Below are 26431 nucleotides of genomic sequence, written 5' to 3' on the forward strand. Positions count from 1 at the left end.
CCGATCTCCGGCGGCGAACCGGGGATGGCGCGCAACTGGCTGCCGGTATCGCTGTCGATGCGCGGCACGGAATGCAGCAGCGCCGCGGTGTAGGGATGGCGCGGCGCGGAGAAGACATCGGTTACCGTACCGCGCTCCACCACTCGGCCACCATACATAACGACGAGATCGTCGCAGAGTTCTGCCACCACGCCCATGTCGTGGGTGATCATGATGATCGACAGGCCGAGCTCGTCTTTCAGGTCGCAGAGAAGCCGCAGGATCTGCGCTTGGATCGTCACATCGAGCGCCGTGGTCGGTTCGTCGGCGATCAGCAGCGAAGGCTTGTTGGCGAGCGCGATGGCGATCACCACACGCTGGCGCATGCCGCCGGAAAACTGGTGCGGATACTGGTCGAAATTGCGCTCCACATCCGGAATGCCGACCTGCCGCAGCAGTTCGAAGGCCCGTTCGCGCGCCGCTGCCCGGCCTGCGCCATGAACGACAAGCGCCTCGGCGATCTGTTTACCGACGGTCATCACCGGGTTCAGGGCCGCCTGCGGGTCCTGGAAGACCATGGCGATATCCTTGCCGCGGATCTTGCGCATCTCGGTTTCCGGCAGACCGACGAGATCGCGGCCGTTGAACATTACCTTGCCGGTATCGATCCGGCCGGGATGGCGCAGCATGCCGAGGACCGAACGCACGGTGACCGACTTGCCGGAACCGGATTCGCCGACGATGCCGAGAACCCGTCGCGGTTTCACCTCGAAGGAGACGTTGTCGGTGATGCGGATATTCGTATGCCGGCCGGCGAAGGAGGCGGACAGGCCCTCGACATTCAACAGCGGCGCAACGGACTGGACTGAAATGTCGGTCATTTGCGGTTCACCGTATCGTTCAAGGCGTCGGCCAGCATGCTGAAGGCAAGCGCGACGAGGATGAGGATGACGGTCGGACCGAGCACATAAGTCGGCGCACGGCTGACATAACGCATGCCGTTGTTGAGCAGCGTTCCGAGTGACGGTTCCGGCGGCTGCAATCCAAGCCCGACGATGCTGAGCGCCGCCTCGATGAAGATCGCCGAAACGACAAAGACGGCGCCTTGTACGATGATCGGGTCGATGGCGTTCGGCAAGATGTGGCGGACCATGATCTGCCATTTACCGACGCCCAGCGTGCGAGCCGCGATGACGTATTCCCGCTGTTGCTGGGCGAGCAGCGTGGCGCGGGCAAGGCGTCCGAAGCTTGGCAGACCGGAAATGACGATCGCCACCAACAGCGCCGTCCAACCGGCGCCGAGCACCAGCACGACGCAGATGCCGAGGATGAGCCCCGGGAAGCCCACGATGATATCGAGGCAACGCTGCACGAAATTGCCGAGTCTTGGCGAAACTGCCCCGATCAACCCAAGCAGCGTGCCTGCCACCATGCTGACAGGCACCGCACAATAAACAAGCGTCAGGTCCGACCTTAGCCCGTAGATGCTGCGCACAAAAAGATCGCGGCCGAGTTCGTCGGTGCCGAAGAAATGCACGAGCGACGGTGCCCGCAACGATTCCCGGGACTGGATGTCGTAGCCGAGAGGAAAGATAAACGGAGCCAGAAAGGCAAGCGCCGAGATGAGAATGATCACCGTCAGCGCCACAATGCCGCGCGTCGTGGTGAACGCCTGCATGTAGCCGGCGATCGACGGATTGAACCAATGGCGATGGATCAATTTCGATTGCGGTGCGGCCATGGTCAACTCTCCAGCCGGATGCGCGGATCGAGCGCCGCGATAGTGATTTCGGACAAAAGCTGTATCAGCACTGCAACCAAAACCGCCCCGAGGATCAGCGCCTGCAGCACCAGATAGTCACGGTTTTGGACGCTGGAGACCGCAAGCTGGCCAAGCCCGTTCCGGGCAAAGATTGCCTCGATGACGATCGCGCCGCCCAGGAGCTCGCCGGCCCGAAGCCCGATTGCGACGATCGCCGGGCCGAGGCTGTTGCGCAAAAGATGGCGGCGCATTAGCCGGCCCGGCGGCACACCCTTTGCCTTGGCAAGATCGATGAAGTCTTCACCGCGCACCGAATTGATCGCTGTGGTCAAAAGCCTGGCGACAACCGCCGCCTGCGGCAACGCGAGTGCGAAGGCCGGCAGGATGAGGAATTGCAGCCCCTTCAACGGGTCGCGCAGCAGGCCGATCTCGCCGCTGACGGGCAGGATCGGAAAGGCGATGCCGAGCAGCAGGATCAGCAGCAGACCGGTGAGGAAAGGCGGCGTCGCCAGACAGATGGTGTTGAGAATGTCGAGCCCTGCCCTGGCGGACTGATGGCGCAACGTTGCCGACAGGATGCCGAGCGTGAAGCCGATGATGATCATCAGCATCAGCGCCAGCGCCGCAAGCTCGACCGTGCTTTCCAGCCTGCTCATGATCAGCGTCGAGACCGGGCGGCGCATGGCAAATGAGCGTCCGAGATCGCCATGCAGGAGGTTCCACATCCAATGGAAATACTGCTCGTGGAGCGGCCCGTTGAGGCCGATCTGTTCGCGCACCGCGGCGAGCTGTTCGGGGCTTGCATCCGATCCCGCCAGTGCCACGGCGGGATCGCCGGGCGCCATCCGTGGCAGAATAAAGGCGATGAGAGAACTCGCAATCGCCACCACCACCACCGACGGGAGTTTCTTGAGGAGGAAGGTCAGCATCTCACTCGGCCAGATAAGCTTCGCCGTAGAGCATCTGCGAGCGGAGCGTCGCCTTCACGCCCTTTAGCGTGTCGGAGAGGATGGTCTGGCCCGGTGTCTGCAACAGCGACAGGCTGAAGGCCTCATCGAGCATGTAGTCGGAGAGCGCCTTGACTGCCTTGTCGGTTGCATCAGGCGAGTTGGCCGCCGTCACCGCGTTACGCAGCGTGACATACTGGTCGGACCAGAAGCCAGACGGGTTTCCCTGACGGAGCGAGGGAAGCGAGGAAAGCAGCGTCGCTGTGCTGAAACCGACCTGGCCGTGGATCAGCAGGAATGCGGGGCCGAGATCCCCGGCGACCTGCCGTTTGTCGAAATCCGCAACGTCGAGGACCACTGCTTCCGGCGCAAGCCCGATTTCCTTGAGATTGTTCTGAACGATCTCGAAAATGCTCCGATTCGCCGGGATGGAGGGCACGATGATTGGCACCTTGGCACCCGTGGCGCCAGCCTTTTCGATCAGCGCCTTGGCCTTCGTCGGATCATAGCTGTAGCGGTTCGCCTGCTCCTCACCATAACCCGGCGAGCCGACACCCCAGAAGAGATCGGTCGGAGTACCGATACCGCCAAATACCTGTTCGTTGATACGCTGACGGTCGATCGCATAACCGAGTGCCTGGCGCACTTCCTTCTTATCGAACGGCGCCTTGGTAACATTGACGCCAAACGGATAGATAGCCCCGCCTGAATTCAGGAACTGGTATTGCGGGTTGCCCTCGAATTCGACGAGGTCGTTCTGCGAAAGTCCCGTCGCCATGACGGAACGGCCGCTGCGTAACGCCGAAACCGATGCGGTGCTATCGGTGATGATCGCGAATTCGATCGAGTCGAGATAAGGCAGGTTCCTGTCGCGGTAACCGGTATAGCGCTCCAGCATGATCGAGGCGCCCGGCGTCCATTTGGCGAACTTGAACGGGCCGGTTCCGATCACCTGGGAGCCGTCCTCGCGCTTGGTATAGGTTTCCTTGTCGATGACGTTAGCCTCTTCGAAGAGGTCAAAGATGTTGGCGAGCGGCTTCTTGAACTTGATCGTCAGCGTCGTCGGACTGGTGACGTCGATGCTCTGGAACTCCTTGGCGATGAAGCCGACCTGGGCGGCGGTTTCCGGCAGGGCCATGGTCTCCAGCGTGAACTTCACGTCGTCGGCCGTCATCCTGCGGCCGGTATGGAAGGTCACGTCGTCGCGCAGCACGATTTCCATCGAGAGTCCGTCGGCGGCCACTTTCCAGGACTTGGCGAGCAGAGGTTTGACTTCGAAGGTCTTGGGGTCGGTCTGGGTCAGCGTTTCGAAGACGTTCTTCACCCAAGGCGAATTGCCGGCACGCAGTGTCAGGATGTTGCGTGGCTGGGCATCCGCCGTCTGCGAGACAGTGATCGCCCCCCCGCGAACCGGCTTGCTATCTTGGGCTTTCGCCGGAACGGCGGCACAGAGACCAAAGGCCAGAACGGCCCAGAAAATCATCCCGCCGATGGGGCGGGCATGGCGAATTGCAGGCAAAATCCTGTTGGTCATCAATCTTCCTCCCGAGTGCGACCGAACAGGCGCGACGCGCCTGCCTCCTCCGGTCATCAAGCGCCTAATTATACCGAGTGCTCGCTAGATTTAGCGTCGCTGGGTTTTCTCCGTTTGTCAAGCTCGCCATGTGCCCCATTTCAGCGGCCTCAGAATATATCCAGTTTGGTGGGGGCGAAAAACGAACTGGATGCACGATCGTTTGCATGGCGCCAAGCCAAGATTTCGAGATCATCCGACAAGCCGATGAGGCCTCGATCAAACATCCAATGGACGGATATTGGGTCGGGAACTGATATTGTTCAGCCGGGCTGTCGTCGTAGATCGAATCTGGGCTGTGAATGAAAACCCCGAATCCCATATACAATCTCCACCATGGTGACCGCTATTCAAAACAGGGAGATCGGTCACAATGCTTGCCTTCAGCGCGTCGTGCTTTATCGCGAAGGAATTCCGCCGCGCTCCATGTCATCCAGGAGGTCCCGTCGCTCGGGATCGTCGACGATGCGCTTTGGCAACGAGTGAAATACGCCAGGAGAATTGGCGTGCTGGCTAGTACGGAGCCTTGTGCGGGCTCGGACCGACGACACTATCAAGTTATTACGCGCACGTGCTGAGGATCGGCATCATCAACTTCACATGAGCATCGATCCTCTCAAGAACCTTTGCCGGAACGACCTCACGCTCTGGCAGGGACCACCAAAGCTCGTTGACGCGGTCAACTGTCTCGATCACCGCTTTGAGAACAGCAGCTTCAGGCAAACGTGCACGATTGGCGAAGACTTTCCATCGCTGTGCGTCCATCGCCCTGAAGGAACGCTCGCCGGCGAGCGACAGCGCCATGGCATCCGCCGGAATGTAGGGAATGGTCGAGAGTACATCATATACAGGAGCTAGCTCGGGTTTATCGCCCGCACCAGGATAGATCAGAGACCAGTTCTTGAGATGCATGTCGCCATTGCCCGTGATGGCGGCCAAAGCCAGCCGGCGGACAAATTCAATCTGCGCCGCCGACGATACGGCGATGCCGAGAGCAACGGCGATATCGTGATAGGCGGCACCTTCGTATTTGCGTGAGGGATATATGCCAAATACCTGAGCAAAGTCCTCGATGTGGATCCGCTCGCCGTCGATGCCGCGATCAAAGCGTTTGACGAGCAGGACTTTACCGTCCGACAGTGTCTCGAACTCCTCAGGAATGCCCTCGAATTCGGATTGCTCGACAAGCTCGCGTTCCGGCACGTCCATGCCGATCGCTTCGGCCAAAGCGAGATTGGCATATTCGTTTTCCGAGACACCGGGAAACGACGTCGACGGAAACTTGGCAATATAGGATCCCTGCTCATCGCCTAGTGGCAGCGTCAGCCCCCCACCCTTGCCCGTGTTCTTGATGACGGAAAGCTTCATCTGCACACCAGCGAGCGAAAACCGGACCTTCGATTTGAGAGGTGATGGATCGTCAACGCGAGCAACGGTTCCTGCGCTTGGCATAACGCGGACGGCACCCGGCAGATCCGACCCGAGTGCAACCAGCAGATCAAAGTCGTTTCCGGCGCGAACACTGCCGGTATGGTGCTTTTCCATCGCCTCGCGCAGCTTGTCCTCGGGAAGAAGATTGGCAAAGAACGCCGGCAACGCTCTAGCAACAGGCTTGGGATCCTTGCGCAGACCTCCGCTTACCGCGCGGAAAGACAAGCTCAAAACAGGAAAGCCGCCCGTCGCGCGATAGCTCTCCTCAAAGCTGAACGCGTTGAAATTGCCGGGCGTTCTGACGATCGTGCCGACCGTCAGGTCATTCAGCAGCACTTCAAGTGATGATATGGATCTTGGATTGAGAGGAGCCTCAGGCATTGGCATTGCCGTCTGCGCTGACCGCGAACGCAGGAAGGTCGTCTTCAGCACCATCGGGCTGCAGCAGGGCATCAACCGCCGGGACCATAGCGTGCGGGATGAGCATCAGCTCAAGACCGAGCGCCCGCGAAATGTTGATCAAGGTCGTTGTGCGAGCAGCGGCGCTTCCAGCCTCGATCTCACGATAGCGAGGACGGGATATGCCTGCCAGGTCGGCAACCTGCTCTTGAGTGAGTCCCAAGTCTTTACGTGCCGTCTTCAACCGCCGGCCGATCGCAAGCAAAGCCTCTGACCCAACCATTTGATCTCTAAACCTATCACTGCGGACTGAATGTTACGTTTACATATCTTCGTTCCTTGAAAAAAGTCAAGACAATTGATCTATTTGCAGATCATATTATGAAATATGATCTGTTCAATGCCTTTTCCGAAAGAGTTTATGGGCGCTGCGGGGTCGAGCACGACCGCTAAATTATATATTCCGCTACATGCTTTGTTAAAGCCCTCCTATTCCCGCTCGCCCTCGGCACCGGTGCCTGAGAGAAAAGGAATGAGCATGCCCAAACTGGATAATTCATCACGTCATTTTCAACGAAAGATCTCTGAATTCCGCGAGCTGCGCATTGCGCCGATCGCACCGAAGCGGGTGCTGGAAAATATCCGCCCCTATCTCATTAACCTGATCATTTACCGGAAGCCGCCACCGATCCTGAATGGCCGCCTTGATATCCCATCAGGGGTGAGTAGCGGCCTGCACCGTGGCAGAGTGAGGTCGCTAGAAAACTCTCTGGAGGCCAATCATGCCGATGACAGCAGATCAAACTCAAGCACAGACCGCTACCCTCATTGATCTTGGAACAATTTTCGTCTCGTTGGAACTCAGTAAATCGGCATGGCTGGTGACGGCGTTGTCGCCCGGAAGCGAGAAGATGTCACGCCATACGATTACCGGAGGTGACATCGCTGGCCTATTTTCGTGTTTTGCTGCGCTCCGCCAGAAAAGTCAGCGGCGCAAGAACATGCTTTATCCGCTGGTGGTCAATCAAGAGGTCGGGCTTGATGGCTTTTGGTTGGGGCGGGTGCTCAGCAAGGAAGCCTGGATCGAGAGCCATATTGTCGAGGCTGCATCCATTGCCATGCCCCGCCGCCACCGCCGGGCAAAGACGGATCGCATCGACGGCGAAACGCTGATCCGCGCTCTGATCGCATGGAAACGTGGCGAGCCGCAGGCCTGCTCGATGGTCAAACTGCTCACGCCGGATGAGGAAGACATCCGCAGGCTCGGGCGAGAGCGGAAAACCCTGATTGCTGAACGTGTCTTCCACGTCAATCGCATCAAAGGTCTACTCTTCGCCCAAGGTGTACGAGATTACGAGCCTGTAAATCGAGATCGTCGACAGCGTCTGGAAGAGCTTGGAACTGGAGATGGCAGGGTTCTGTCTAAACACCTCAAAGCCGAAATTTGCACAGAACTCGATCTGTCTCGAATTGCTGCTCACACAAATCAAGGCCGTGGAAGCAGAGCGAGATGCTTTGACTGTACGCGAGGCGCCGGAAACGCCGGCAAGAGCGACTGCTCTTTTGGGGATCAGAGGAATTGGTCTCGAGTTCGCAACGATACTCTACACGGAAGGTTTGTTCAGACACTTCGACAATCGGCGGCAAGTTGCCTCTTACGCGGGCCTAGCGCCCTCCCCGTGGCAAAGCGGCAACGTCAATCGCGAGCAAAGTGTCTCGAAGGCGGGAAATCCGCGGTTGCAAGCGACAATGGTCGAACTTGCCTGGCTATGGTTGCGGCACCAACCAAAATCGGCATTAACGTTATGGTTCAAGGAGCGCATTGCACCGTAATGCCGGCCGCCTTAAAACGCCTATGATCGTGGCGCTGGCGCGTAAATTACTGGTCGCACTTTGGAAGTACGTGAGCTCCGGTGTCGTAATCGAAGGTGCGATCATGAAAACTGCCTGAAGTGCAGACGCAGCTCGCTTAATCAGAAAACTAATCCTCAGGGCCTGATCAGTCCTGACGGATCCAGGTGGACGAACCGGGAATCCTTTTGGCTCTCAAGCGCCGATCGTGAGTTTGGCCCCTTCTCCTGAGCCCGTGCGCGTCGAAAGCGGGATAATGGTGCGGCCGCTACGGACGGCGACCGAATGTGAGGTTGTACAGGCCCACAAACGGGCCGGTAATGACTATGGGCTCAGACGGTGGATCCGCCTAAAGTGGAGAAATCCGATGCCACTCGAATGACTGATTGACAAAAAATCCCGATGTGAGGGATTCGAACCGATGACACTTCGGCGGGAGACAGGCCGTGTCGGAGACGAAAATGCCGAGAATGGAAATTCCGGTTCCCATGCCGAAACCTCACACGCCTGCAGGTGGGATGACACCCTTGGTGAACAGGAAGCAGCCATAAAAGCGGGTTTCACCGGTCGAGATCACGCAATAGGCCTTCTTGGCCAAATCGTAGAAAGCGAAGCGCTCGATGCCGTACATGGGCGAATGCCTGCCTTCCGCCCGGTCGATCTCCGCCTGCACCTCGCTTTGCACCGTCGGAATTTCGCCCGGCGCGCCCATGACTTCCATGCGACCGGCGGAATTCTGGAGCGGCGTGTCGAGCGGCAGCACCGAGAGAATGGCACGGATCGCGTCACGAGCCGAGAGATTGGCAATGCTGAGCGGCCGGCCGACGACCGTCTGTCGGGCGACGCTGTCGCTCGGGAAGTTGGTGTCGGAGACGACCAGCGTGTCGCCATGCCCCATGGAGCGAAGCGCGTGCAGCACGTCGGCGTTCAGCGCCGGATGAATATTCTTGAGCAAAATGTCCTCCTCAATACCATTTATTTGACGGCGCCCGCCGTCAGCCCCTTGACGATATAGCGGCTCCAGAAAGATTCCGACGAGGACCAGGGTCATGATCGCAGTCGTTCGGAACTTTTTGGGCTGGACCGTTGAGGGGCTGTTCGCTCCGCCACTACCAGGCCGCCCTGTATATCGACAGTGCGTCAGCCTCGCCAATCTCGCGAGGGTTGTTGACGAGAAGTCGGGTCTGTTTCATGGCGTCCCGCGCCATTCCGGCCAAGTGCTCTTCTCCGATACCCACGTCCCGCAGCCGCGGCTGAAGGCCGAGCTTAAGCGACAACCCGGCAAGTCCTTCGATGAAAGCGGCGCATCGTCGCTGGTGTCCCTGTTCCGAAGCAAGTTCCGGAAAAACGTCCGCTGCGATCTCCGCGTATATCGATGCAGCGTCCGGCGAATTGAACTGCAGGACGTGCGGGAGCACGAGCGCGTTTGAAAGGCCGTGGGGAATGTGGAAGGTCCCGCCGATCGGATAGGCCAACGCATGAACCGCCGCCACAGGAGAGTTCGCGAAGGCCTGTCCAGCCAGCATAGAGCCGAGAAGCATTGCGCCGCGGGCGACACGATCCTTTCCGTCCAAGACCGCCTTCTCAATATTCGAGCCTAAAAGCTGCAGCGCCTGACGCGCAAGCATCTTTGAAAGAGGATTGTTGTTCGCGCTCTTCGACGCATAGGCCTCGATCGCATGAACCATGGCGTCGATGCCGGTGGCGGCCGTTATGTGAGCGGGAAGGCTTAAGGTCAGATCGGGATCGAGGATCGCGATGTCGGGCAGGATGATGGACGACGACACGCCACGCTTCTCGTCGCCGCCGACCGTGATAATGGAAACCGGGGTGACCTCCGATCCTGTTCCAGCCGTGGTGGGAACAAGAACCAGTGGCAGCCGCGGCCCCTTCGCATTCCCCACGCCCCACGCCTCGTCGAGGGGCTCACCTGAACCGCAGAGCAATGCGACGACTTTGGCCACGTCAAGTGAAGAACCGCCGCCGAAGCCGATGACCCCGGAGACATTGTCAGCCTTGGCGGCGCCTGCCGCAGCCATCACGGTCGCGAGCGATGGGTCCGCTTCGACTCCATCGAACACAGTGGTCTCGATGCCGGAGGCAGTGAGAGACGCAAGAGCAGGTTCACAAAGGCCAAGCTGTCGCAATCCGGGGTCTGTCACGAAGAGAATACGGCGGCCGAGCTTCTGCTTTACGAGATCGCCGATCGCAGATGCAGCACCAGGTCGAAAGACGATCTGTGCGCTTGTACTGAAGACAAACGGATTCATGCATTTTCCCCTTGCCGATTTGCGCCTACGACGCGGTCCGGGACCTTGTCGGGCAATAGCCGGGCTTTGCAGTGTTTGAGCAGAGCACCTAGTCGAGTGCAACGGCACCCATTAGAACGATGCTTGCGACCGGTGTTCCCCAACATTGGGTCAGGCACGCCTGTGACGGCAGCCCACAGTCGCATAGCCGCATGGCCGAGCAAATTGCCTTCTCCACTTTGACGGGACGCTTGGCCCGCCCTCCTCCCGCCACGGCCCGCCAGAAAGTGAAAGGACCCGATGAACTATCACCAGAAGCGAGGGGAAACATCAAGGTTACTCAGCGTGCCTCTGACGCTCGGCCCGCCGATGCTTCCGCCAGGTTTCCTACCAAAGCCGGACCTCCCTTGAAAGGGCCGGCGCAACCGGGATGGCCACTGCGACCAACATTACCCAATCCGTCTTGCACATCAAACAACTCTCCGGTGAGCACCACACGCCATTAAGTATAAAGGTGAGGTGTTCGACGGGGATATTCAGGCGAGATAAAATCCAGCGTGACTTTCCTATCTAACTGATATTTCACCATCTGAAGAAATCAGGGCAGCCGAAACAAACGATGAACGTTCCCGCCCGGAAACAAGCGCGGGCGCGCACGGCCTATGCGAAAAGCACAAATCGCGCAGCTATCCAAGAACGTGCGGCGATAAAAGCGCGTTCAGCGTTCGAACCGCTCCAGCATCCTCTTCAGTTGTGCATTTTGCAGCTGAAGCTTGCGCGCCAGCTGGTCCCGCAGCAGCCTGATCTCCTCATCAAGGGGGATTGCATTGTTAGAAGCGGCGGGAACGCCTGGAGAGGGTGGCGGAACGGATTCGCCCCCTGCCGCTTTCTTCCCCGCGTGCTGCGCTTTCGCGCCGCACCTTCGCCGGCCTGGGAGGGTTTCAGTATCAGCCGCCTCCACGGGCTTGGCGCCTTCGATATCTGTGCCCGACCTGAGAGATAGGTGACGTTTTGTACCGAAGACATGGGTAACACTTTTTCGCTTTCGGCGGGAGGTGTTGATGCCGTGGAGAGAGACTTCGGTTATGGAAGAGCGTCTACGATTTGTCGCCCGGCTTCTGCAGGGCGAAGGCATGAGCGAAGTTTGCCGGGATTTCGGTATCTCGCGCAAGACCGGCTACAAGATCTTCAACCGTTACAAGGATGATGGCCCTGAGGCCTTGAGCGACCGATCGCGCCGGCCGGTTCGCTATGCCACGAGTATCGCATCGAGAAATGTTTTCGCATGTCATTCTGCACAGCGATGTCGCCAACGAATGCCGTCTTTCACCAGACTGAAGTTCTGCCAGCGGGCGCATACTGTACTGCTCGGGCCAGAGCATCTGGACGCGCAGAAATACTCGCCGACCTCAGAGCCCGTCCGAGAATTGGGTTGAGTGATCGGGCCGATGATGATTCCAAGGAGGTGTCTGGAGCCTGAATGAAAGCGCCATGTGGAACCCGACCACCCGGCGGCGGTATAGTCGCAAACAGCCACGATACGAAACCGACCTGACGGATGCAGCCGAAACCGCCGGCTATGGAAAGACCCGGAAGCAACCATCAAGTCCGCCAAGGCCTTCCTTTATGCCGCATCCATCATGACCCTCGTCAGACGGATCGCACGCCCATCATGAATTCTCGGACGGACTCTAAGCAGTCCTGGCAAACGGTATCTTCCCCCCGACCGGCCCCAGCCCGAAATGCGACCGCAGGGTACTGCCTTCATAATCGGTACGGAAGAGACCCCGCTTGCGCAGGATTGGGACGACTTCGGTCGCGAACAGTTCGAGCTGCTTGTTGACGATTGGCGGCATCACGTTGAAGCCATCGGCGGCGCCGGTCTTGAACCAGTCCTCGATGATATCGGCTACCTGCTCTGGGGTGCCTGTCGCAGTGAAGTGCCCTCTTGCGCCGGCAAGCTTCTGGAGCAACTTGCGCAGCGTCAGGCCTTCCTTCAGCGCAAGATCGACATAACCGGTCGCCCGGCTCTTGGAGGCCTCCACCTGCGCCGGATCCGGGAAATCGTCCTGGGTTAGGACACGGTCGAGCGGAATGCCGGAGAAGTCATGGCCTCCGAACCGCGCCGAGAGCCGGGCAAGCCCGATCTGGGGGCTTGTCAGCGCGTCGAGTTCTTCCCACACCTGCTGGGCTTCACGCGTGGTCGATCCGATGGCGGCGCTGATGCCCGGCAGGACGACGATATCCTCCGGGCGACGGCCGTAACCGACAGCCCGCCCCTTCACGTCGGAATAGAAGGATTGCGCGGTCTCCTTTCCGAGATGCGCTGTGAAGATCGCCTCCGCCCAGCGTGCAGCAAAGCCCCGGCCGGAATCCGACTGGCCCGCCTGAATATAAACCGGACGGCCCTGCGGGCTGCTCGGTACGTTCAGCGGTCCCTGCGTGCGGAAATGCGTACCATTGTAGTTGGCCGGCTGGATGAGCGAGGGATCGAGGTACTGCCCCGTCTCCCGGTTGTCGCGGATTGCCTGGGAGGGGAAGCTCCGCCACAAGGCGTCGACGGCCTCGACGAATTCCTCGGCGATCTCATAACGGTCGCCATGGCTGACATCCTGTGCCAGACCATAGTTGAGGCCGGCCTGCGGAGCCCAGGATGTGACGATATTCCAGCCCGCGCGTCCGCCGGACAGGTGGTCGAGAGAAGCGAATTGCCGGGCATGCGTATAGGGAAGGCTGTAGGTCGTCGAAGCGGTGCCGATCAGGCCGATCTTGTCGGTGCGGGCAGCCAATGCCGACAGGAGGGTAATCGGCTCCATCGAGCCGCTGGCGACCAGCCCACCGTTGTTGGGAGCAACCAGGGCATCGGCGAGGAACACCGCGTCGAACTTGGCGGCCTCGGCAATTCGCGCAGCCTCGACATAGAGTTCCAGATCGGTAAGGGCGCGGCGTGTGGAATCCGGATGACGCCATGCGCCCTCGTGGTGGCCGCGGGGCATCAGGAATAGATTGAAGTGCAGCTGACGCGTCATTGGATTTCTCTCAGATGAGGTTATGTTCGACGCCGAAGCTGGCGAGCAGCATGCGGCGGAGTTCGATGAAGGCGAGATGCCCGAGACTGCGCGGATGAGGCAGATCGACCTGATGATCCTCGGCGATCCGCCCATCCTTCAAAACCAGGATGCGGTCGGAAAGCAGCAGCGCCTCGTCGACGTCATGCGTCACGAGAACGACCGTCGGCTTGTTCTGTTCTACCAGGTGGAACAAAAGACCATGCATGCGGATCCGTGTCAGGGCGTCGAGAGCGCCGAACGGTTCGTCCGCCAGCAGCAGTTCTGGCCGGCGCAGCAGGGACCTTGCCAGCGCCGCACGCTGTTTCTGACCGCCGGACAGGGTGGACGGCCAGACATTGGCCTTGTCGCCCAGCCCCACCGCTTCCAGCATGGCGAGAGCCGCTGCTTTCGCGTCGGCGCGGCGTAATCCGAGCGTCAGGTTGTCGATGACGCTCATCCATGGCAGCAACCGTGCATCCTGGAACAGAACGGACGTATTTGCCGGCCGGCGGAACTCTCCCTCGGTCACCGCATCGTCGTCCAGCCCGGCAAGCGCCCGAAGCAGGGTCGTCTTGCCGGAACCGGATTCGCCGAGTAGAGCAACGAACTGCCCCTTGGGAATTTCGAGCGTGATGTCTTTGAGGATGGTCTTGTCGCCGAAACCGCGCGAAAGGTTGCGGAGCGAAACCGACGAGAACGACGAGGTGTGGACGTTCATGCTCCCAAAGCCCTCCGATAGGCGAGTGCGCGGGACTCGATCAACCGCACGACGGTATCGGAGACAAGCCCGAAGATCGCATAGATGAAGATCCCGACGACAATGACGTCGGTCTGCCCCCAGTCGCGGGCGCGGTTCATGAGATATCCGATCCCGGTCTGCGTATTGATGAGCTCGAGGACGACGAGCGCCGTCCAACAAAGGGTCACTGCCAACCGCAACGAGACGAAGAAACCGGGCAGAGCACCGGGCAGCGCCACTTTCCGGATGAATTCGCCGCGGGTGAGGCCGAGTGTGCGGGCCAGTTCCACATGGCCGATGTCTATCCCCCGCAGCGCCGCGTGGGTGTTGATATAGACCGGCACCAGAACTGCGGTGAAGATCAGGAAGATCTTCATCGCCTCGCCGATGCCGAGCCAGATAATCACGAGCGGGACGAGCGCCAGCGTTGGTACGGCGCGCTTGATCTGCACCACGCCATCGATCAGCGCCTCCCCGCTTCGGGTCAGGCCGGACAGAAGTGCGAGGATGATCCCAACCGTGACACCGAGAAAAAGTCCGGCATAGGCACGCCCGGCCGAAGCCAGCAGGTGCGGTAGCAGCGTGCCGTCGGCCAGCATTCCGTATCCGGCCACCCCCGCGGCCGACGGGGCCGTCAGGGTGTAGGGCGACAAGATGCCGAGGCGGGAAGCCGCTTCCCAGACGATCAGAACGAGGAGAGGACCGATCAGTCTCGCACCGGTCGGAAGCTGCCTCGGCGTCAAACGGACAGCCTTGCCGACTTCTGACTGCTGATCGCCAGCCGACTGCGTCTTTTCCAAACGCCCCGAAAGGTATGGATATGAAATGAAGTCCGTCACGGTTCCTCCTCGTGTTCTCTGGAGATCGAAAGCGGCATCAGCGCGCAGCTACGATGACCGGGTCGAATGTGCTGACGAACGACGTCTTGGCGTCGAAACGTTCCTTGATCGACCCGGCCTGATAGAGAATGTCGATCAGCTTCTGGTGATGAGGGATGGCCTCTGCCGACGTCGGCAGGACGAGCGGCGATTCCGCGGCCAGGATCGCCGCAGTATCGTCGGGCGAGATGCGCTGGAAATCGGTGTAATAGAACTTCCCCCAGGCTTGCCTGTTGGCATTCGCCCATTTGGCACCGCGGGTGAACGCGCCGAGGAAGCTTTCAACGGCCGCGACCTTCTTCGGATCGGCCAGAGCAGCGGGGCGGGCGTAGAAATAGCTGGTGCTCGGCAGGATCTGGCGCTCGACCGGATCGAGAACCGGCGAAGCCCCGGCCTGCTTGGTCAGGCGAGTAACATGCGGTTCAGTCAAAACGGCGACGTCGACGGCACCGGAACGGACCGCGTCCGGCAGATCGGCTACGCGAAGATTCACCAGTTCCACATCCTTGAGCGAAATGCCCGCACGGTTCAGCGCCTCGATCAGGAAAACCTGCCGGCCGGAGCCTTCGATATAGCTGAGCTTCTTGCCCTTGAGATCTGCCAGTTTGTTGATGACCAGTCCGGGACGGCTCGTCAGGCGATATTGCGCCACCTCTCGCGTAAACGTGCCGATGATCGGCAGAAGCGTGCCGGCCGCCCGCGCCTGGATTGGCGGCGTATCGCCGACATAGGCGATATCCAGCGCACCGGCCCGCATCGCCTCGAGAATAGCGGGGCCACCGGCGAAATTTGGAAAGCTTGCCTTAAATTCAAGATTCGGTGCTTCGCCGCTGGCATCGAGAAGATGGCGAACGAATTCGCTCTGGTCCGCGACGGCAAGCGTGGTGTTGGGATCGACCGTCAGGGCTGCCTCGGTCTGGCGGCCAAACGCGAGACCGAGCGAAAGGGTGGAGGCAAAGGATAGGAATGTACGTCGGTTCACAGGTCGGTTCCCCAGCTAACAAATCGGTGTCGAACACCGGCCGGGATAAAAGTGCAGCGAAACGATAGATTTTATAAGAAATGTATTTTTCTCAACCCGGTGCCGGGTGACAAATTCGTTTCGGTCATGCTTCATGACCCGGATAAACGATCCAGCTCGCTCCGCCGCGTGTGTTCACGGCCAACTTAACCGGATAGACGCATTGCGCTCGTGGAACCGGTAACCTTGAGGCCTTCTAGGCTCTTGAACGGAATCGGACGTAAACTTGGGAAAGAGGCGGCAATTAAATAAGCCAGTTAAGTCTGTCGCCATAGGCTTACGACTTACACTGAAGACGCTTATGCCATTGCGGCCGCTGCAAAGCCTCCTTCGAGATCAGCGATCAAGTCTTGGACATCCTCAAGCCCGATCTGCAGGCGCAGAACAGGGCCGCCGGCCGGCGGCGAAATGATCTTGCGATCGAACAGGTTCACGTGCAGCGCGAGACTCGGGAAGCCGCCCCAGGAATAGCCAAGGCCGAAAAGCTTTAAGCCATTGAGAAAAGCTTGGGCTTTTCTCTTGTAATCCTTCTTGTGCTCGACCTTCAGCACGAAAGAAAAGATGCCGCTCGCGCCTTTGAAGTCTCGCTTCCAAAGATCGTGACCGGGAGAACTCGGCAATGCCGGATGCAGCACCCGACCCACCTCGTCCCTGCCCTCCAACCATCGGGCAATGACAAGAGCGCTTTCCTGGTGGCGTTCGAGCCGGACGCCCATGGTGCGCAGACCACGCAGCACCTGATAGGCATCGTCCGGCGCACCGCAGATGCCCAGCGCGCCATTGGTCTCCTTCAGGCGCGGCCAGTGCTCCGCGTTGGCGGACACGGTGCCCATCAGGATATCCGAATGGCCCGCCGGATACTTGGTGACGGCCTGGATGGAGATGTCGACGCCGAAATCGAGCGGACGGAAATAAAGCGGCGTCGCCCAGGTATTGTCCATGGTGACAACTGCGCCCTGCCGATGCGCGACTTCCACGATGGCCGGGATATCCTGCATCTCGAACGTGTTCGAACCCGGCGCTTCGGTGTGCACCAGCTTAGTGTTTGGCCGGAACAGTTTTTCGATATCGGCGCCGGCCATCGCGTCATAGAATTCAGCCTCCACGCCGAACCGCGCGAGCATCGTCTCACAGAAATGCCGGGTGGGGCCATAGACGGAATCCACCACCAGCGCATGATCGCCGGGTGAAAGATAGGCGAGGAAGGCGATCGTCACGGCCGCAAGGCCCGAAGGCACCAGGATCGTTCCGGCCGCACCTTCCAGTTCGTTAAGCGCCTCGCAGAGCGCGTTCGTGGTCGGTGTACCGCGCGTGCCATAGGTGTATTTCTGGGCATGCGTATCCATCGCTTCGGCGCTCGGAAACAGGACGGTCGATGCCCGGACGGGCGGCGGATTGATGAAGCCGTGATAGTCGAACGGGTCATATCCGGCACGAACGAGCTGGGTATTCATGCCGAGCGCGCTCGTCTGCTTGCGGTCTTCAGTCATGCGAATGCTTTCCGGGTATCGATGGAATCTTTGGCGAGCGCCCGCTTCCAGCCGAGCGCGGGCGCGATCTTCGTCGCGAAATCGGTGATGATCTGGGCGTACTCCTCCAGAGCAAATTCATAGGGCAGCTCGAGCCGGAGTTCGCCGACCTCGCGCAGAACACTGTCGGCGAGCAGCCTTTCGATGATCTCGTCTGAGCTGCCGACCAGATCGCGACTGAAAAGCGTGCGGCGCGGCCCCTGAGGCGAGAGCGTTCGCTCATGCCGGCTTGCGGCATAATTTCGGTATTTTCCCTGGTGTGCTTGTCGGCTCCGTCAGTCGGGACAATCACTCTGCCTGCCGCGACGCGGGGACTGCGACCAGCCGGCAGAGCGGCGCGAAAAGCGGCGAGTTGCCTCGCCTGCGCCTCTAGGAAGTCGTCGGAAATGTCGCCGGAGGTGAGACTGCCGATCATCAGGTTGAGGCCGGTTCTTCCGGCCCATTCCGATGACCGAAGTGAACCGCCGCCATACCAGACACGGTCGCGCAATCCTTTCGCGAAGGGCTGAAGACGGGCCTGCTGGCGATTGCCGGGAGAGATCACATAGGTCTCGCCATCACCGATATAGTTGCCTTCGAGATCGGCAAGCAAGCGTTCGACCCGCGCATAAGAGAAATCGAAGTTCTGCCAGTCGCCGTCGAAGACAAGCGGCGCGACCAGTTCGGCGTGCAGCGGCGGTCCGGCGCTGACGCCAACATTGAGGCGCCCGCCGGAAAGCGCGTCCGTCATGGAAAGGTCTTCGGCCAGCCGAAACGGACTTTCATAACCGAGTTGGATTACCGCCGAACCCAGCTCGATACGCTTGGTGCGCTGGCTGGCGGCAGCGAGGAAAACCGGCGCCGAGGAGACGCCGTGCTCGATATGCCGCTAGCGGACCCAGCCGCTGTCGTAACCCAGTTCCTCGCCCGCTTCGAAAAGCTTGAGCGAGGCTTCGAGCCCGCTGGCGGGGTCGTCGTCGGGATAATTGCCGGGGGTGAGGAAGCCGATATGGCGAATGTCGAGCGGGGATGGTGTCATGGTTTCGCGATTGTCACGAGGGAGGATCGATCAGCTCTTCGGCAGGCCGGGCGGATTGGTCTGCGACTGCGGCAGCGCCTCTTCCGAAAGCTGCCAGCGGGCAAGAAGCTTGCCGTAAGTACCGTTCTTGATCAGGTTGTTGGTGGCGAGCGTCAGCGCTGCGGCGAGACCCGAACCCTTGCGGGTGGTGATCGCCACGTCCGAGCGCTCCGGCCAGCCGGCCGACAGCGTGCCGACGCGCCGGATATTCTTGTCGCGAGCGGCGATATAGACGAGCTGAGCATGCGGCTGGACAATGACATCGACGCGGCCGGAGCGCAGCGCCACGAGCCGGGCCCCATCGTCGTCGTGATAAACGAGTTCGATCGGCTTCAGGCCGGCCTTGACGTTCTCATCGCTCCACTTGAGCAGGATACGTTCTTGGTTGGTGCTGGCACCAACCGTGATACGCAGACCGGCGGCATCCTTCGGCTCCTTGATTTCCTTGACGGCGCTATCGGCCTTGACGAAGAAACCGTGCAGCCCCTGGCGATAGGTGGAGAAGTCGAACTTCTCCTTGCGCAGTTCCGTCACGCCGACATTGGAAATCACCGCATCGTATTTGCCGGAGACGAGGCCGAGCGGCCAATCCGCCCAGGCGACCGGGATCAGTTCAAGCTTCAGGCCGAGGCTGTCAGCAATCGCCAGTGCATATTCCGGATCGGCGCCGACGACGGTTTTGGCATCGGTGGCATAGGTCGCAAGCGGCGGCCCGCCAGGCGAAACGGCGACGGTGAATTTGCCCGGCGTCGCGAGCTTAAAATCCTTCGGGATTGCCGCGATCGCTGCGGGATCCTTTTCGGCACGAATGCGGCCGGGCTGGTCGGGCGAGAGATCGAAGATATCTTCGGCGGCATCGGCCGCGGATAGTCCGAGCGCGGAACTCAAAAGGCCAGCGGCCAGGAGGCTGAATGTTTTTTTGAAGAGAGACATGATCAGTTTCCATGTTTGTGAAAAGGGGCGCGAGCCAAGAGGGATAAGCCCGCGCCAAATGGGGTCACTTCTTCGGCAGGCCGGGCGGGTTGGTGCGCGCTTCCTTCACCGCCTCGGCGGCGAGGTTCCAGCGGGCAAGCACCTTTCCGTAGCTACCGCCCTTGATCTGCTCGTTGAGCGCGACCGTGATGGCGTCCGCCAGGCCGGAGCCTTTCTTGGTGGCGACGGCGATCTCCGCCGTCTGCGGCCAGCCGCCGGAGAAGCCGCCGACGAATTTCGTCTTCTGCTCCTTGGCCGCCTTGAAGGCCGAGGTGGCGTTCGGGCCGAGATAGGCGTCGGCGCGGCCGGATTGCAGGGCGACATCCAGCACCGCTTCGTCGTCGTAATACTGCACCTCGCTGGCCGGGAGACCCTTCGCCTTGTTGGCTTCGATCCAGCGCAGCAGGATCTGCTCCTGGTTGGTGCCCGACGAGACGATCACCTTGAGGCCGGCGACATCTCCCGGCTTCTCGACCTTGGCCACCTTGCTGTTCAGCGGTACGTAGAAGCCTAACAGGTCGTTGCGGTAGGTCGAGAAGTCGAACTTCTCCTTGCGCTCTTCCGTCACGGTGATGTTGTGGATTGCCGCATCGAAACGGCCGGAAACGAGCCCGAGCGGCCAGTCGGCCCAGGCGATGGGTACCAGTTCCAGCTGCAGGCCGAGACTATCTGCGACAAGCTGCGCGAAATCCGGCTCGCTGCCGACCGGCGTCTTGTTGTCGGTAGCGTAGGCCGCGAAAGGCAGACGGCCGGGAACGGAGGCGACCGTCAGCTTGCCGGGAGTGACGAACTTGTAGCCAGCTGGAATAAGCTTGATGGCGGAATCAACTTTCTCCGCCCTCACGCGGCTTTTCTGCTCAGGCGAGAGATCGACTTCCTGCGCATGAGCGAACGCGCCGAAAAACCCCGAAAGCGACAGGAGGCCGCCGATAGTCAGACCAAGAAGCTTGGACGTGTAGGGCATGCTGGGTGTTTCCTTATGTTTTGTTTGTTCAGAGGACTTTGGCGAGGAATTCGGCCGTGCGCGGGTGTTCCGGTTTGTTGAAGACGTTCTCCGGCACGCCGGTTTCAAGGATACGGCCCTGTTCCATGAAGACGACGAGGTCGGAGACTTCGCGGGCAAAGCCGATCTCATGGGTGACGATGACGAGCGTCGTGCCGGACCGGGCGAGCTCCTTGATGACATCGAGCACTTCGCCCACCAATTCGGGATCGAGCGCCGAGGTTGGCTCGTCGAAGAGCAGGACCTTGGGCTTGAGAGCGAGCGCACGGGCGATTGCAACACGCTGCTGCTGGCCGCCGGAAAGCTGGCGCGGATAGGCATTCGCCTTTTCCGCAAGGCCGACGCGGGCAAGAAGATCGAGCGCTTCTGCTTCCGCCTGCTCGCGGGGAATGCGACGCACCGTGATCGGCGCCTCGACGACGTTTTCCAGAACGGTCAGATGCGGGAAGAGGTTGAAGTTCTGAAACACCATGCCGACTTCCATGCGGCGCTTCAGGATGTCCTTCTCCTTCAGTTCATAGAGCGTCTCGCCATCCTGCCGGTAGCCGATCAGTTCGCCGTCGATGGCGATGAAACCGTCGTCGACCCGCTCCAGATGGTTGATCGAGCGCAGCAACGTCGACTTGCCGGAGCCGGACTGGCCGAGAATGGCGGTGACGCTTCCTGCTGGGATGGAAAGAGTGACTTCGTCGAGAACCTTCAACTGCCCAAAGCTTTTCGAGACCCCGTGGATCGTCACTTCGCCGCCAAGGGCTCTGAGTGGCGCAACTGCGGCTTGGCGCGGGGCTGGCTTGGCAATCACTTCAGCCGCTTTCGGCGCGACCGCCACCTGCGGCACGAAACGGCGATAGAGGCTGGAGAAGATCGACCGCGGCGGATTTCTGAGAGCACCGCGGGCATAATGCCGCTCGACATGGTGCTGGATGATCGACAATACCGTCAGGATGACGAGGTACCAGACGGTGGCCACCATCAGGAGCGGAATCACTTCCAGATTGCGGCGGTAGATGATCTGGATCGTGTAGAAGAGTTCCGGCAGCGCAAGGATATAGACTTGGGACGTGCCCTTCGCGAGACCGATGATATCGTTGAAGGCGGTCGGCAGGATGGAGCGCATCGCCTGCGGCAACACGATCCGTGACGCCTGGCGGCTACGGGGCAGGCCGAGTGCGGAAGCGGCTTCCAGCTGCCCCTGATCAACCGAGAGAATGCCGCCGCGGATGATTTCCGAGGCGAAAGCCGCCTGATTCAGCGTCAGTCCGAGCACGGCGGCGGCGAACGGTGTGATGAGCTGTGTGGTATTCCAGCTGATGAAGTTGATGCCGGTATAAGGGATCCCGACAGTGATCGTCTCGTAAAGATAACCGAGATTGTTGAGGATCAGCAGCAGAACGATCAGCGGGATCGAACGGAAGATCCAGATATAAGTCCAGGACACCCCGACCAGCAAAGGCGAACGAGAGACCCGTGCCAGCGCCAGCCCTGTGCCGAGGATGAAGCCGAACAGTGCGCCGAGGGCGGTCAGCAACAACGTCCGGCCGAGGCCAATCAGAACCGGCTCGGCGAAGAACCACTCTGCGAAGACATCCCAACCCCAGCGCGGATTGCCGAGAACCGAATGGATCGTCGCGGCGATAACGATCAGTGCGAAGACGGTGCCGACGGTGCGTGCCGGATAACGTGCCGGCACAATGCGGTAATGAGAGTAATCCCCCTTGGCGGCTGCGGGTTGTCGCGGAGGAGCTGCCTGGATGTCGCTGAAATCGCTGGTGATCGTCATCCCCGCCTCCTCACGCCGCGCCGTGCAAAGTGGCCGAGACGACCGCCTTGCGCGCCGCGTAGCTGCCGAAACCGAGCGCTTTCTCGAACGGCAGCTTGCGGATGGTCTCAGGATCCGCCGTCGTGTCGAACAGCGCGGAATAACCGTGGGTAAGGTAGAGGCCAACGGCCTCAGGCTGGCGAAAACCGGTGGTTAGGTAGATACGGGTATAACCCTGCCGCACCGCCTGCTCTTCCAGTTCGACCAGCACCTTGCGAGCGAGGCCTTGGCGGCGATACGCGGAGTGGGTCCAGACGCGCTTGAACTCCGTGGTGCCTTCGTCCTGATGTCGCATGAACGCGCCGCCAGCGATCGCCTCGCCATCCCGCAGCAGCAGAAGGAAATTGCCGTGCGGCGGCGCGAAAACCTCCGGTCCGTAACGGTTCATCTCCTTCGTCGCACCTTCGGCGCCATAGAAGCTGCCGTAGCGGCTGTCGTATTCGTATGTGAGTTCATCGATCAGCGGCCTGGCCAGCGGATCAAGCGGATTTGTGTAGAGGAATCGGTCGCTCATGGTCGCTCCTTAAGGCAGGATCAGGAAAGATAAGTTTCGGCGAGCCGCACCCAGAACCGCGCGGCGGGGGCGATGATCTCGTCGTTGAAGTTGTAGTGGGGACTGTGAAGCGCGCTGCTGTCGCCATTGCCGACGAAGAGATAGGAGCCCGGCCGCTGCTGCAGCATATAGGCGAAGTCCTCGCTGGCGGTGCGCGGCCGGAAATCCTTCGCGACCTGTTCCACCGGGAAGTTTTCCTCGGCGACACGACGTGCAAATCGTGTCTCCTCGGCGTGGTTGATCACGGCCGGAAAACCGCGCCGGTAGTTCACATCCGCAAAGGCGCCAAAGCTCTCCGCCTGGGCGCGCGCCAAAGCCGGCAGGCGCTCCTCCAGCTTGTCGCGGATCGCTTCGGAATAGGCCCGAGCGGTCAGCTTCAGTTCGACGCTTTCCGGAATGACATTCGAGGCGGAGCCGCCATGGATCGAACCCACCGTCAGCACCGCCATTTCCAGTGGATCAACATTGCGGGCGACGATGCTTTGCAGCGCGATGATGAACGAGGCCGAAGCGAGCACGGGATCAACGGCCTCATGCGGCGCCGCCCCGTGCCCTCCCCGTCCGACGATGCGGATCAGCGCCTGGTCCACTGAGGCCATCGCCGGTCCCTCGACGAAACCGAACTGTCCCAATGTGACACCCGGCCAGTTGTGCAGCCCGAAGATCGCATCGATCGGAAACCGCTCGAACAGCCGGTCCTCAATCATCTTGCGGGCACCAGCACCGACTTCCTCCGCCGGCTGGAAGATCAGCGTCAGGGTACCGTCGAATTTGCCATGTTCAGCAAGATAACGAGCCGCCGCGAGCAGGATCGTAGCGTGCCCGTCATGGCCGCAGGCATGCATGACGCCGGGGTTGCGGCTGGAATAATCGAGATTGGTCGCCTCCTCGATCGGCAGCGCGTCGATATCCGCACGGATACCGATGCGCTTGCCGCCCTGCCCCCGCGAAAGCGTCGCGACCACGCCATAACCGCCGACACCTTCCGTCACCTCGTAGCCGTAGGATTGGAGGTATCTGGCCACGAGGCCGGAAGTCCGCCGCTCCTGGAAAGAGAGTTCGGGATATTGGTGGAGGTCGCGCCGGATAGCGACGAACTCGTCGATCGAGGCAAGGATCACCCGTTCGGCGTCGTCGCGATGACGCGAGCCGTCAATATGGATATTCATGATCTTCTGCTTTCCGAAGGTTGGGGCCGCACGCCTTGTGCACCCGCTTACCTCTGCTGTGCGCTAAGCGTTGAGCGTTATGCCCGAGCCTTCTCCGCAGCCGGATGACCGTCCGTGTAGATGCTTTCTTTCCGGGGCAGCCCGAGATGGTCCCGCAGGGTCTCGCCTTCCAGATGCGGATCGAAGTAGCCGCGCTTCTTGAGGATCGGGATGACCAGCCGAATGAAATCGTCCAGTCCTTCGGCGATGATCGGGAAGCCAAGGATGAAGCCGTCCGCGGCCTCCTGCTCCACCCAGTCGATGAGCTTGTCGGCAATCGCTTCCGCCGTGCCGACGAAACCTTCGCGTGGCGTTGCGGCTTCCAGTGCAGCTTCTCGCAGTGTCTGCCCCTTTTCCTTGGCGATCCGCTTGATGCGGTCGGTCGTCGAGCGGAAGCTGTTCTTGCCAATATCGCCGAGTTCAGGGAATGGCGCATCCAGATCGTAGACGGTGAAATCATGGTGATCGAAGAAGCGGCCAAGATAGGCGAGCGCATCATCGGTCGAGATCAGGTTGCGGATGATATTGTATTTCTCTTCCGCTTCGGCCTGCGTCTCGCCGACGATTGGACCGATGCCCGGGAAGATCTTCACGTCGTCTGCCGAGCGCCCCTGCGCGACGGCAGACTGCTTCACACGCCGGAAGAAGGTCTGGTTTTCCTCCAGCGAGACAGTATTGGTGAAAACCGCGTCCGCGTGTTTGCCGGCGAGGCCGATGCCGGCATCCGACGAACCGGCCTGAAAGAGGACCGGCTGCCCCTGCGGCGAGCGCTGGATGTTGAGCGGACCTTCGACCTGAAAGAAGCGACCCTTGTGGTCCAGCCGATGCAGCTTTTTGCGATCGAAGAATCTGCCGCTTGCCCGATCACGCACGAAGGCGTCGTCGTCCCAGCTGTCCCATAGACCTTTGACGATCTCCAGATATTCATGCGCCATCTCGTAGCGCAGCGAATGTTCCGGATGCGGGCGGCTGTAATTTTTGGCTGTGCCTTCAAGCGGCGTCGTCACCGCATTCCAGCCGGCCCGGCCACCGCTGATCAGGTCGAGCGAGGCGAACTGGCGGGCGACCGTAAAGGGGTCGCTATAGGACGTCGAAACTGTGCCGGCGAGGCCGATCTTCGTGGTGACGGTCGCCAGCGCCGAGAGGATGGTCAGCGGTTCGAAGCGGTTGAGGAAATGTGGGATCGACTTCTCGTTGATGTAAAGCCCGTCCGCCACGAAGGCGAAGGCAATGCCCGCGGCTTCGGCCTTCAGCGCCGTCGCCTTGAAGAAATCGAGGTTGACGCTCGCATCCACCGGGCTCTTCGGATGACGCCAGGAATTCATGTGGCCACCGGCGCCCTGTAGCATGATGCCGAAACTGATTTTCTTGGTCATTTTGTATCTCCTTCAGGAAATCAAGCCGCGGCCGAAAGCGGCCGGCGGGCCAGAAGCTCGATGGATGCAAGCCGCTCATCGGCACTCACTGCGGGCGGTTCGAGGATAAACTCCTCGATGCCGTGGGCTTTCGAAAGGCGCGCGAGTTCTTCATGGATGCTTTCCGGCGTGCCGTGCAGCACGCTCGGCTTGCGTTCCTCGATGCGGTATTCCTTGGCGCCGGCCTGTCTGGCGAATTCCTCCGCCTGATCCCGGCGGCCGAGGCTAACCGACTGGCCGTTGTCTAGAAACACCTTGAAGATCTTCAACTCGGAAATCTGTACGGCCGCGTGGGCGGCATTTTCCGACGCATAGGCCGCGAGTGCCAGGATCGCGGATTTACCGCCACTCTGTTTCCGGAATGTATCAAGGCTCAGCTGCAGGTTTCCCGGATCGCCGTTCAGATGGCCAGCAAAGACGAAATTCCAGCCATGGGCCGCGGCAAGCCGAGCACTGTCGGGGCTGGCGCCGAGCAGGAAACGGTCGGCGGTGACCGGCGGCCTCGGCCCGGAAAATGCAAGCGCCTCACCGACTTTCGCCATGGCAGAATTATCGAGAAACGCGGTCAGATCGGAAAGCTGCTCGACGAAATCCGGCTTCGCGGCGCGATAGGCCTGAAGCGCAGCTGTTGCCTTGGGCAGCCCGCCTGGCGTCTTGCCGACCCCGAGATCGACACGGCCAGGCGCCAGCGAAGACAGGAGGTTGAACACTTCTGCCACCTTGAAGGGGCTATAATGCTGCAGCATGACCCCGCCTGACCCGACGCGGATACTCGAAGTGTTGGCGAGGATCCAGGAGACCAGCACTTCCGGCGCAGAGCTGGCGAGTTCGGTTCCGCCGTGATGCTCCGCCACCCAGAAACGACGATATCCCAGCTCTTCCGCCCTCTTCGCCAGATTGACCGTGTTGGAGAGCGCCGAAATGGCGCTTTCCCCGGACGAAATGGGACTTTTGTCAAGAAGGCTCAGAGCGTACATCGGGGACCTCACGGATCAT

22 protein-coding genes and 3 pseudogenes are annotated in these 26431 nt (G+C 60.4%); 4 read left to right on the forward strand and 21 right to left on the reverse strand.

Features of this window, described 5'->3' with window-relative positions; all coding sequences use genetic code 11:
- From MOV63_RS12425 to MOV63_RS12450, 6 genes are all read right to left on the reverse strand, one after another.
- On the reverse strand, nt 1–860 hold an 860-nt coding region (locus tag MOV63_RS12425), incomplete at its 3' end, for an ABC transporter ATP-binding protein (protein WP_247034025.1).
- The gene (locus MOV63_RS12430) at nt 857–1720 is read right to left on the reverse strand and encodes an ABC transporter permease (RefSeq protein WP_040124734.1); all 864 of its coding nucleotides are present in this window, start codon (nt 1718–1720) and stop codon (nt 857–859) included. The genes MOV63_RS12425 and MOV63_RS12430, both read right to left, overlap by 4 nt.
- Before the next feature lie 2 nt (nt 1721–1722).
- A complete protein-coding gene (locus MOV63_RS12435; RefSeq protein ID WP_040124732.1) occupies nt 1723–2670 on the reverse strand; it encodes an ABC transporter permease in 948 nt (315 codons plus the stop codon).
- A gap of 1 nt (nt 2671) precedes the next feature.
- The gene (locus tag MOV63_RS12440) at nt 2672–4222 is read right to left on the reverse strand and encodes an ABC transporter substrate-binding protein (RefSeq protein WP_040124730.1); all 1551 of its coding nucleotides are present in this window, start codon (nt 4220–4222) and stop codon (nt 2672–2674) included.
- Between the two features lie 600 nt (nt 4223–4822).
- Nucleotides 4823–6073 (reverse strand): type II toxin-antitoxin system HipA family toxin, encoded by a 1251-nt coding sequence (locus MOV63_RS12445; protein ID WP_040124729.1) that lies wholly within the window; start codon nt 6071–6073, stop codon nt 4823–4825.
- The gene (locus tag MOV63_RS12450; RefSeq protein ID WP_040124727.1) at nt 6066–6374 is read right to left on the reverse strand and encodes a helix-turn-helix domain-containing protein; all 309 of its coding nucleotides are present in this window, start codon (nt 6372–6374) and stop codon (nt 6066–6068) included. Before MOV63_RS12450 ends, MOV63_RS12445 begins: the two co-directional genes overlap by 8 nt.
- Nucleotides 6375–6629: 255 nt before the next feature.
- Between MOV63_RS12450 and MOV63_RS12455 the strand changes: the two genes are divergently transcribed.
- Nucleotides 6630–6923, forward strand: coding sequence for a hypothetical protein (locus MOV63_RS12455; protein WP_162182357.1), 294 nt, complete (start codon nt 6630–6632; stop codon nt 6921–6923).
- Nucleotides 6880–8042 (forward strand): annotated as a pseudogene (locus MOV63_RS12460) (IS110 family transposase). Before MOV63_RS12455 ends, MOV63_RS12460 begins: the two are co-directional and overlap by 44 nt.
- A gap of 399 nt (nt 8043–8441) precedes the next feature.
- Here MOV63_RS12460 and MOV63_RS12465 read toward each other — a convergent pair.
- Together MOV63_RS12465 and MOV63_RS12470 are read right to left on the reverse strand one after the other, a co-directional pair.
- A complete protein-coding gene (locus MOV63_RS12465; protein ID WP_040124194.1) occupies nt 8442–8897 on the reverse strand; it encodes an RbsD/FucU family protein in 456 nt (151 codons plus the stop codon).
- Nucleotides 8898–9051: 154 nt separating this feature from the next.
- Nucleotides 9052–10212, reverse strand: coding sequence for an iron-containing alcohol dehydrogenase (locus MOV63_RS12470; RefSeq protein WP_040124726.1), 1161 nt, complete (start codon nt 10210–10212; stop codon nt 9052–9054).
- Between the two features lie 1040 nt (nt 10213–11252).
- Here MOV63_RS12470 and MOV63_RS32590 point away from each other — a divergent pair.
- On the forward strand, nt 11253–11627 hold the full coding sequence (locus tag MOV63_RS32590; protein WP_258719176.1) for a helix-turn-helix domain-containing protein: 375 nt from the start codon (nt 11253–11255) through the stop codon (nt 11625–11627).
- Nucleotides 11628–11753: 126 nt separating this feature from the next.
- Nucleotides 11754–11867, forward strand: a pseudogene (locus MOV63_RS12480) (IS5/IS1182 family transposase); the annotation flags it as partial.
- Nucleotides 11868–11882: 15 nt separating this feature from the next.
- Here MOV63_RS12480 and MOV63_RS12485 read toward each other — a convergent pair.
- From MOV63_RS12485 to MOV63_RS12550, 13 genes and pseudogenes are all read right to left on the reverse strand, one after another.
- Nucleotides 11883–13220 carry an LLM class flavin-dependent oxidoreductase gene (locus MOV63_RS12485; protein ID WP_040124723.1) on the reverse strand — a complete coding sequence of 446 codons (1338 nt, stop codon included), beginning with the start codon at nt 13218–13220 and terminating at the stop codon, nt 11883–11885.
- Between the two features lie 10 nt (nt 13221–13230).
- Nucleotides 13231–13959: an ABC transporter ATP-binding protein gene (locus MOV63_RS12490; RefSeq protein WP_247034026.1), complete on the reverse strand. Its 729-nt coding sequence runs from the start codon at nt 13957–13959 to the stop codon at nt 13231–13233.
- Complete coding sequence (locus tag MOV63_RS12495) at nt 13956–14819, reverse strand: ABC transporter permease (protein ID WP_247034027.1); 864 nt, start codon at nt 14817–14819, stop codon at nt 13956–13958. The genes MOV63_RS12490 and MOV63_RS12495 overlap by 4 nt, the downstream gene beginning before the upstream one ends.
- A 37-nt stretch (nt 14820–14856) precedes the next feature.
- On the reverse strand, nt 14857–15840 hold the full coding sequence (locus MOV63_RS12500; protein ID WP_247034028.1) for an ABC transporter substrate-binding protein: 984 nt from the start codon (nt 15838–15840) through the stop codon (nt 14857–14859).
- A gap of 338 nt (nt 15841–16178) precedes the next feature.
- Nucleotides 16179–17369 (reverse strand): cystathionine beta-lyase, encoded by a 1191-nt coding sequence (locus MOV63_RS12505; protein WP_247034029.1) that lies wholly within the window; start codon nt 17367–17369, stop codon nt 16179–16181.
- Nucleotides 17366–18426 (reverse strand): annotated as a pseudogene (locus tag MOV63_RS12510) (LLM class flavin-dependent oxidoreductase). The gene MOV63_RS12505 and the pseudogene MOV63_RS12510 overlap by 4 nt, the downstream one beginning before the upstream one ends.
- Nucleotides 18427–18456: 30 nt before the next feature.
- A complete protein-coding gene (locus tag MOV63_RS12515) occupies nt 18457–19398 on the reverse strand; it encodes an ABC transporter substrate-binding protein (protein ID WP_040124719.1) in 942 nt (313 codons plus the stop codon).
- Between the two features lie 64 nt (nt 19399–19462).
- Nucleotides 19463–20401 (reverse strand): ABC transporter substrate-binding protein, encoded by a 939-nt coding sequence (locus MOV63_RS12520; RefSeq protein WP_247034031.1) that lies wholly within the window; start codon nt 20399–20401, stop codon nt 19463–19465.
- Nucleotides 20402–20429: 28 nt separating this feature from the next.
- Nucleotides 20430–22220: an amino acid ABC transporter permease/ATP-binding protein gene (locus tag MOV63_RS32790; RefSeq protein WP_293403255.1), complete on the reverse strand. Its 1791-nt coding sequence runs from the start codon at nt 22218–22220 to the stop codon at nt 20430–20432.
- Nucleotides 22221–22230: 10 nt separating this feature from the next.
- Complete coding sequence (locus MOV63_RS12535) at nt 22231–22773, reverse strand: GNAT family N-acetyltransferase (protein WP_247034033.1); 543 nt, start codon at nt 22771–22773, stop codon at nt 22231–22233.
- A gap of 20 nt (nt 22774–22793) precedes the next feature.
- Nucleotides 22794–23981, reverse strand: coding sequence for a M20 aminoacylase family protein (locus MOV63_RS12540; RefSeq protein WP_247034035.1), 1188 nt, complete (start codon nt 23979–23981; stop codon nt 22794–22796).
- Between the two features lie 77 nt (nt 23982–24058).
- Nucleotides 24059–25396, reverse strand: coding sequence for an LLM class flavin-dependent oxidoreductase (locus MOV63_RS12545; RefSeq protein WP_247034036.1), 1338 nt, complete (start codon nt 25394–25396; stop codon nt 24059–24061).
- 20 nt (nt 25397–25416) lie between these two features.
- Nucleotides 25417–26412, reverse strand: coding sequence for an MsnO8 family LLM class oxidoreductase (locus MOV63_RS12550; RefSeq protein WP_247034037.1), 996 nt, complete (start codon nt 26410–26412; stop codon nt 25417–25419).
- Nucleotides 26413–26431 lie beyond the last annotated feature (19 nt).

Source organism: Neorhizobium sp. SHOUNA12A (assembly GCF_023006505.1).
Classification (GTDB): domain Bacteria; phylum Pseudomonadota; class Alphaproteobacteria; order Rhizobiales; family Rhizobiaceae; genus Neorhizobium.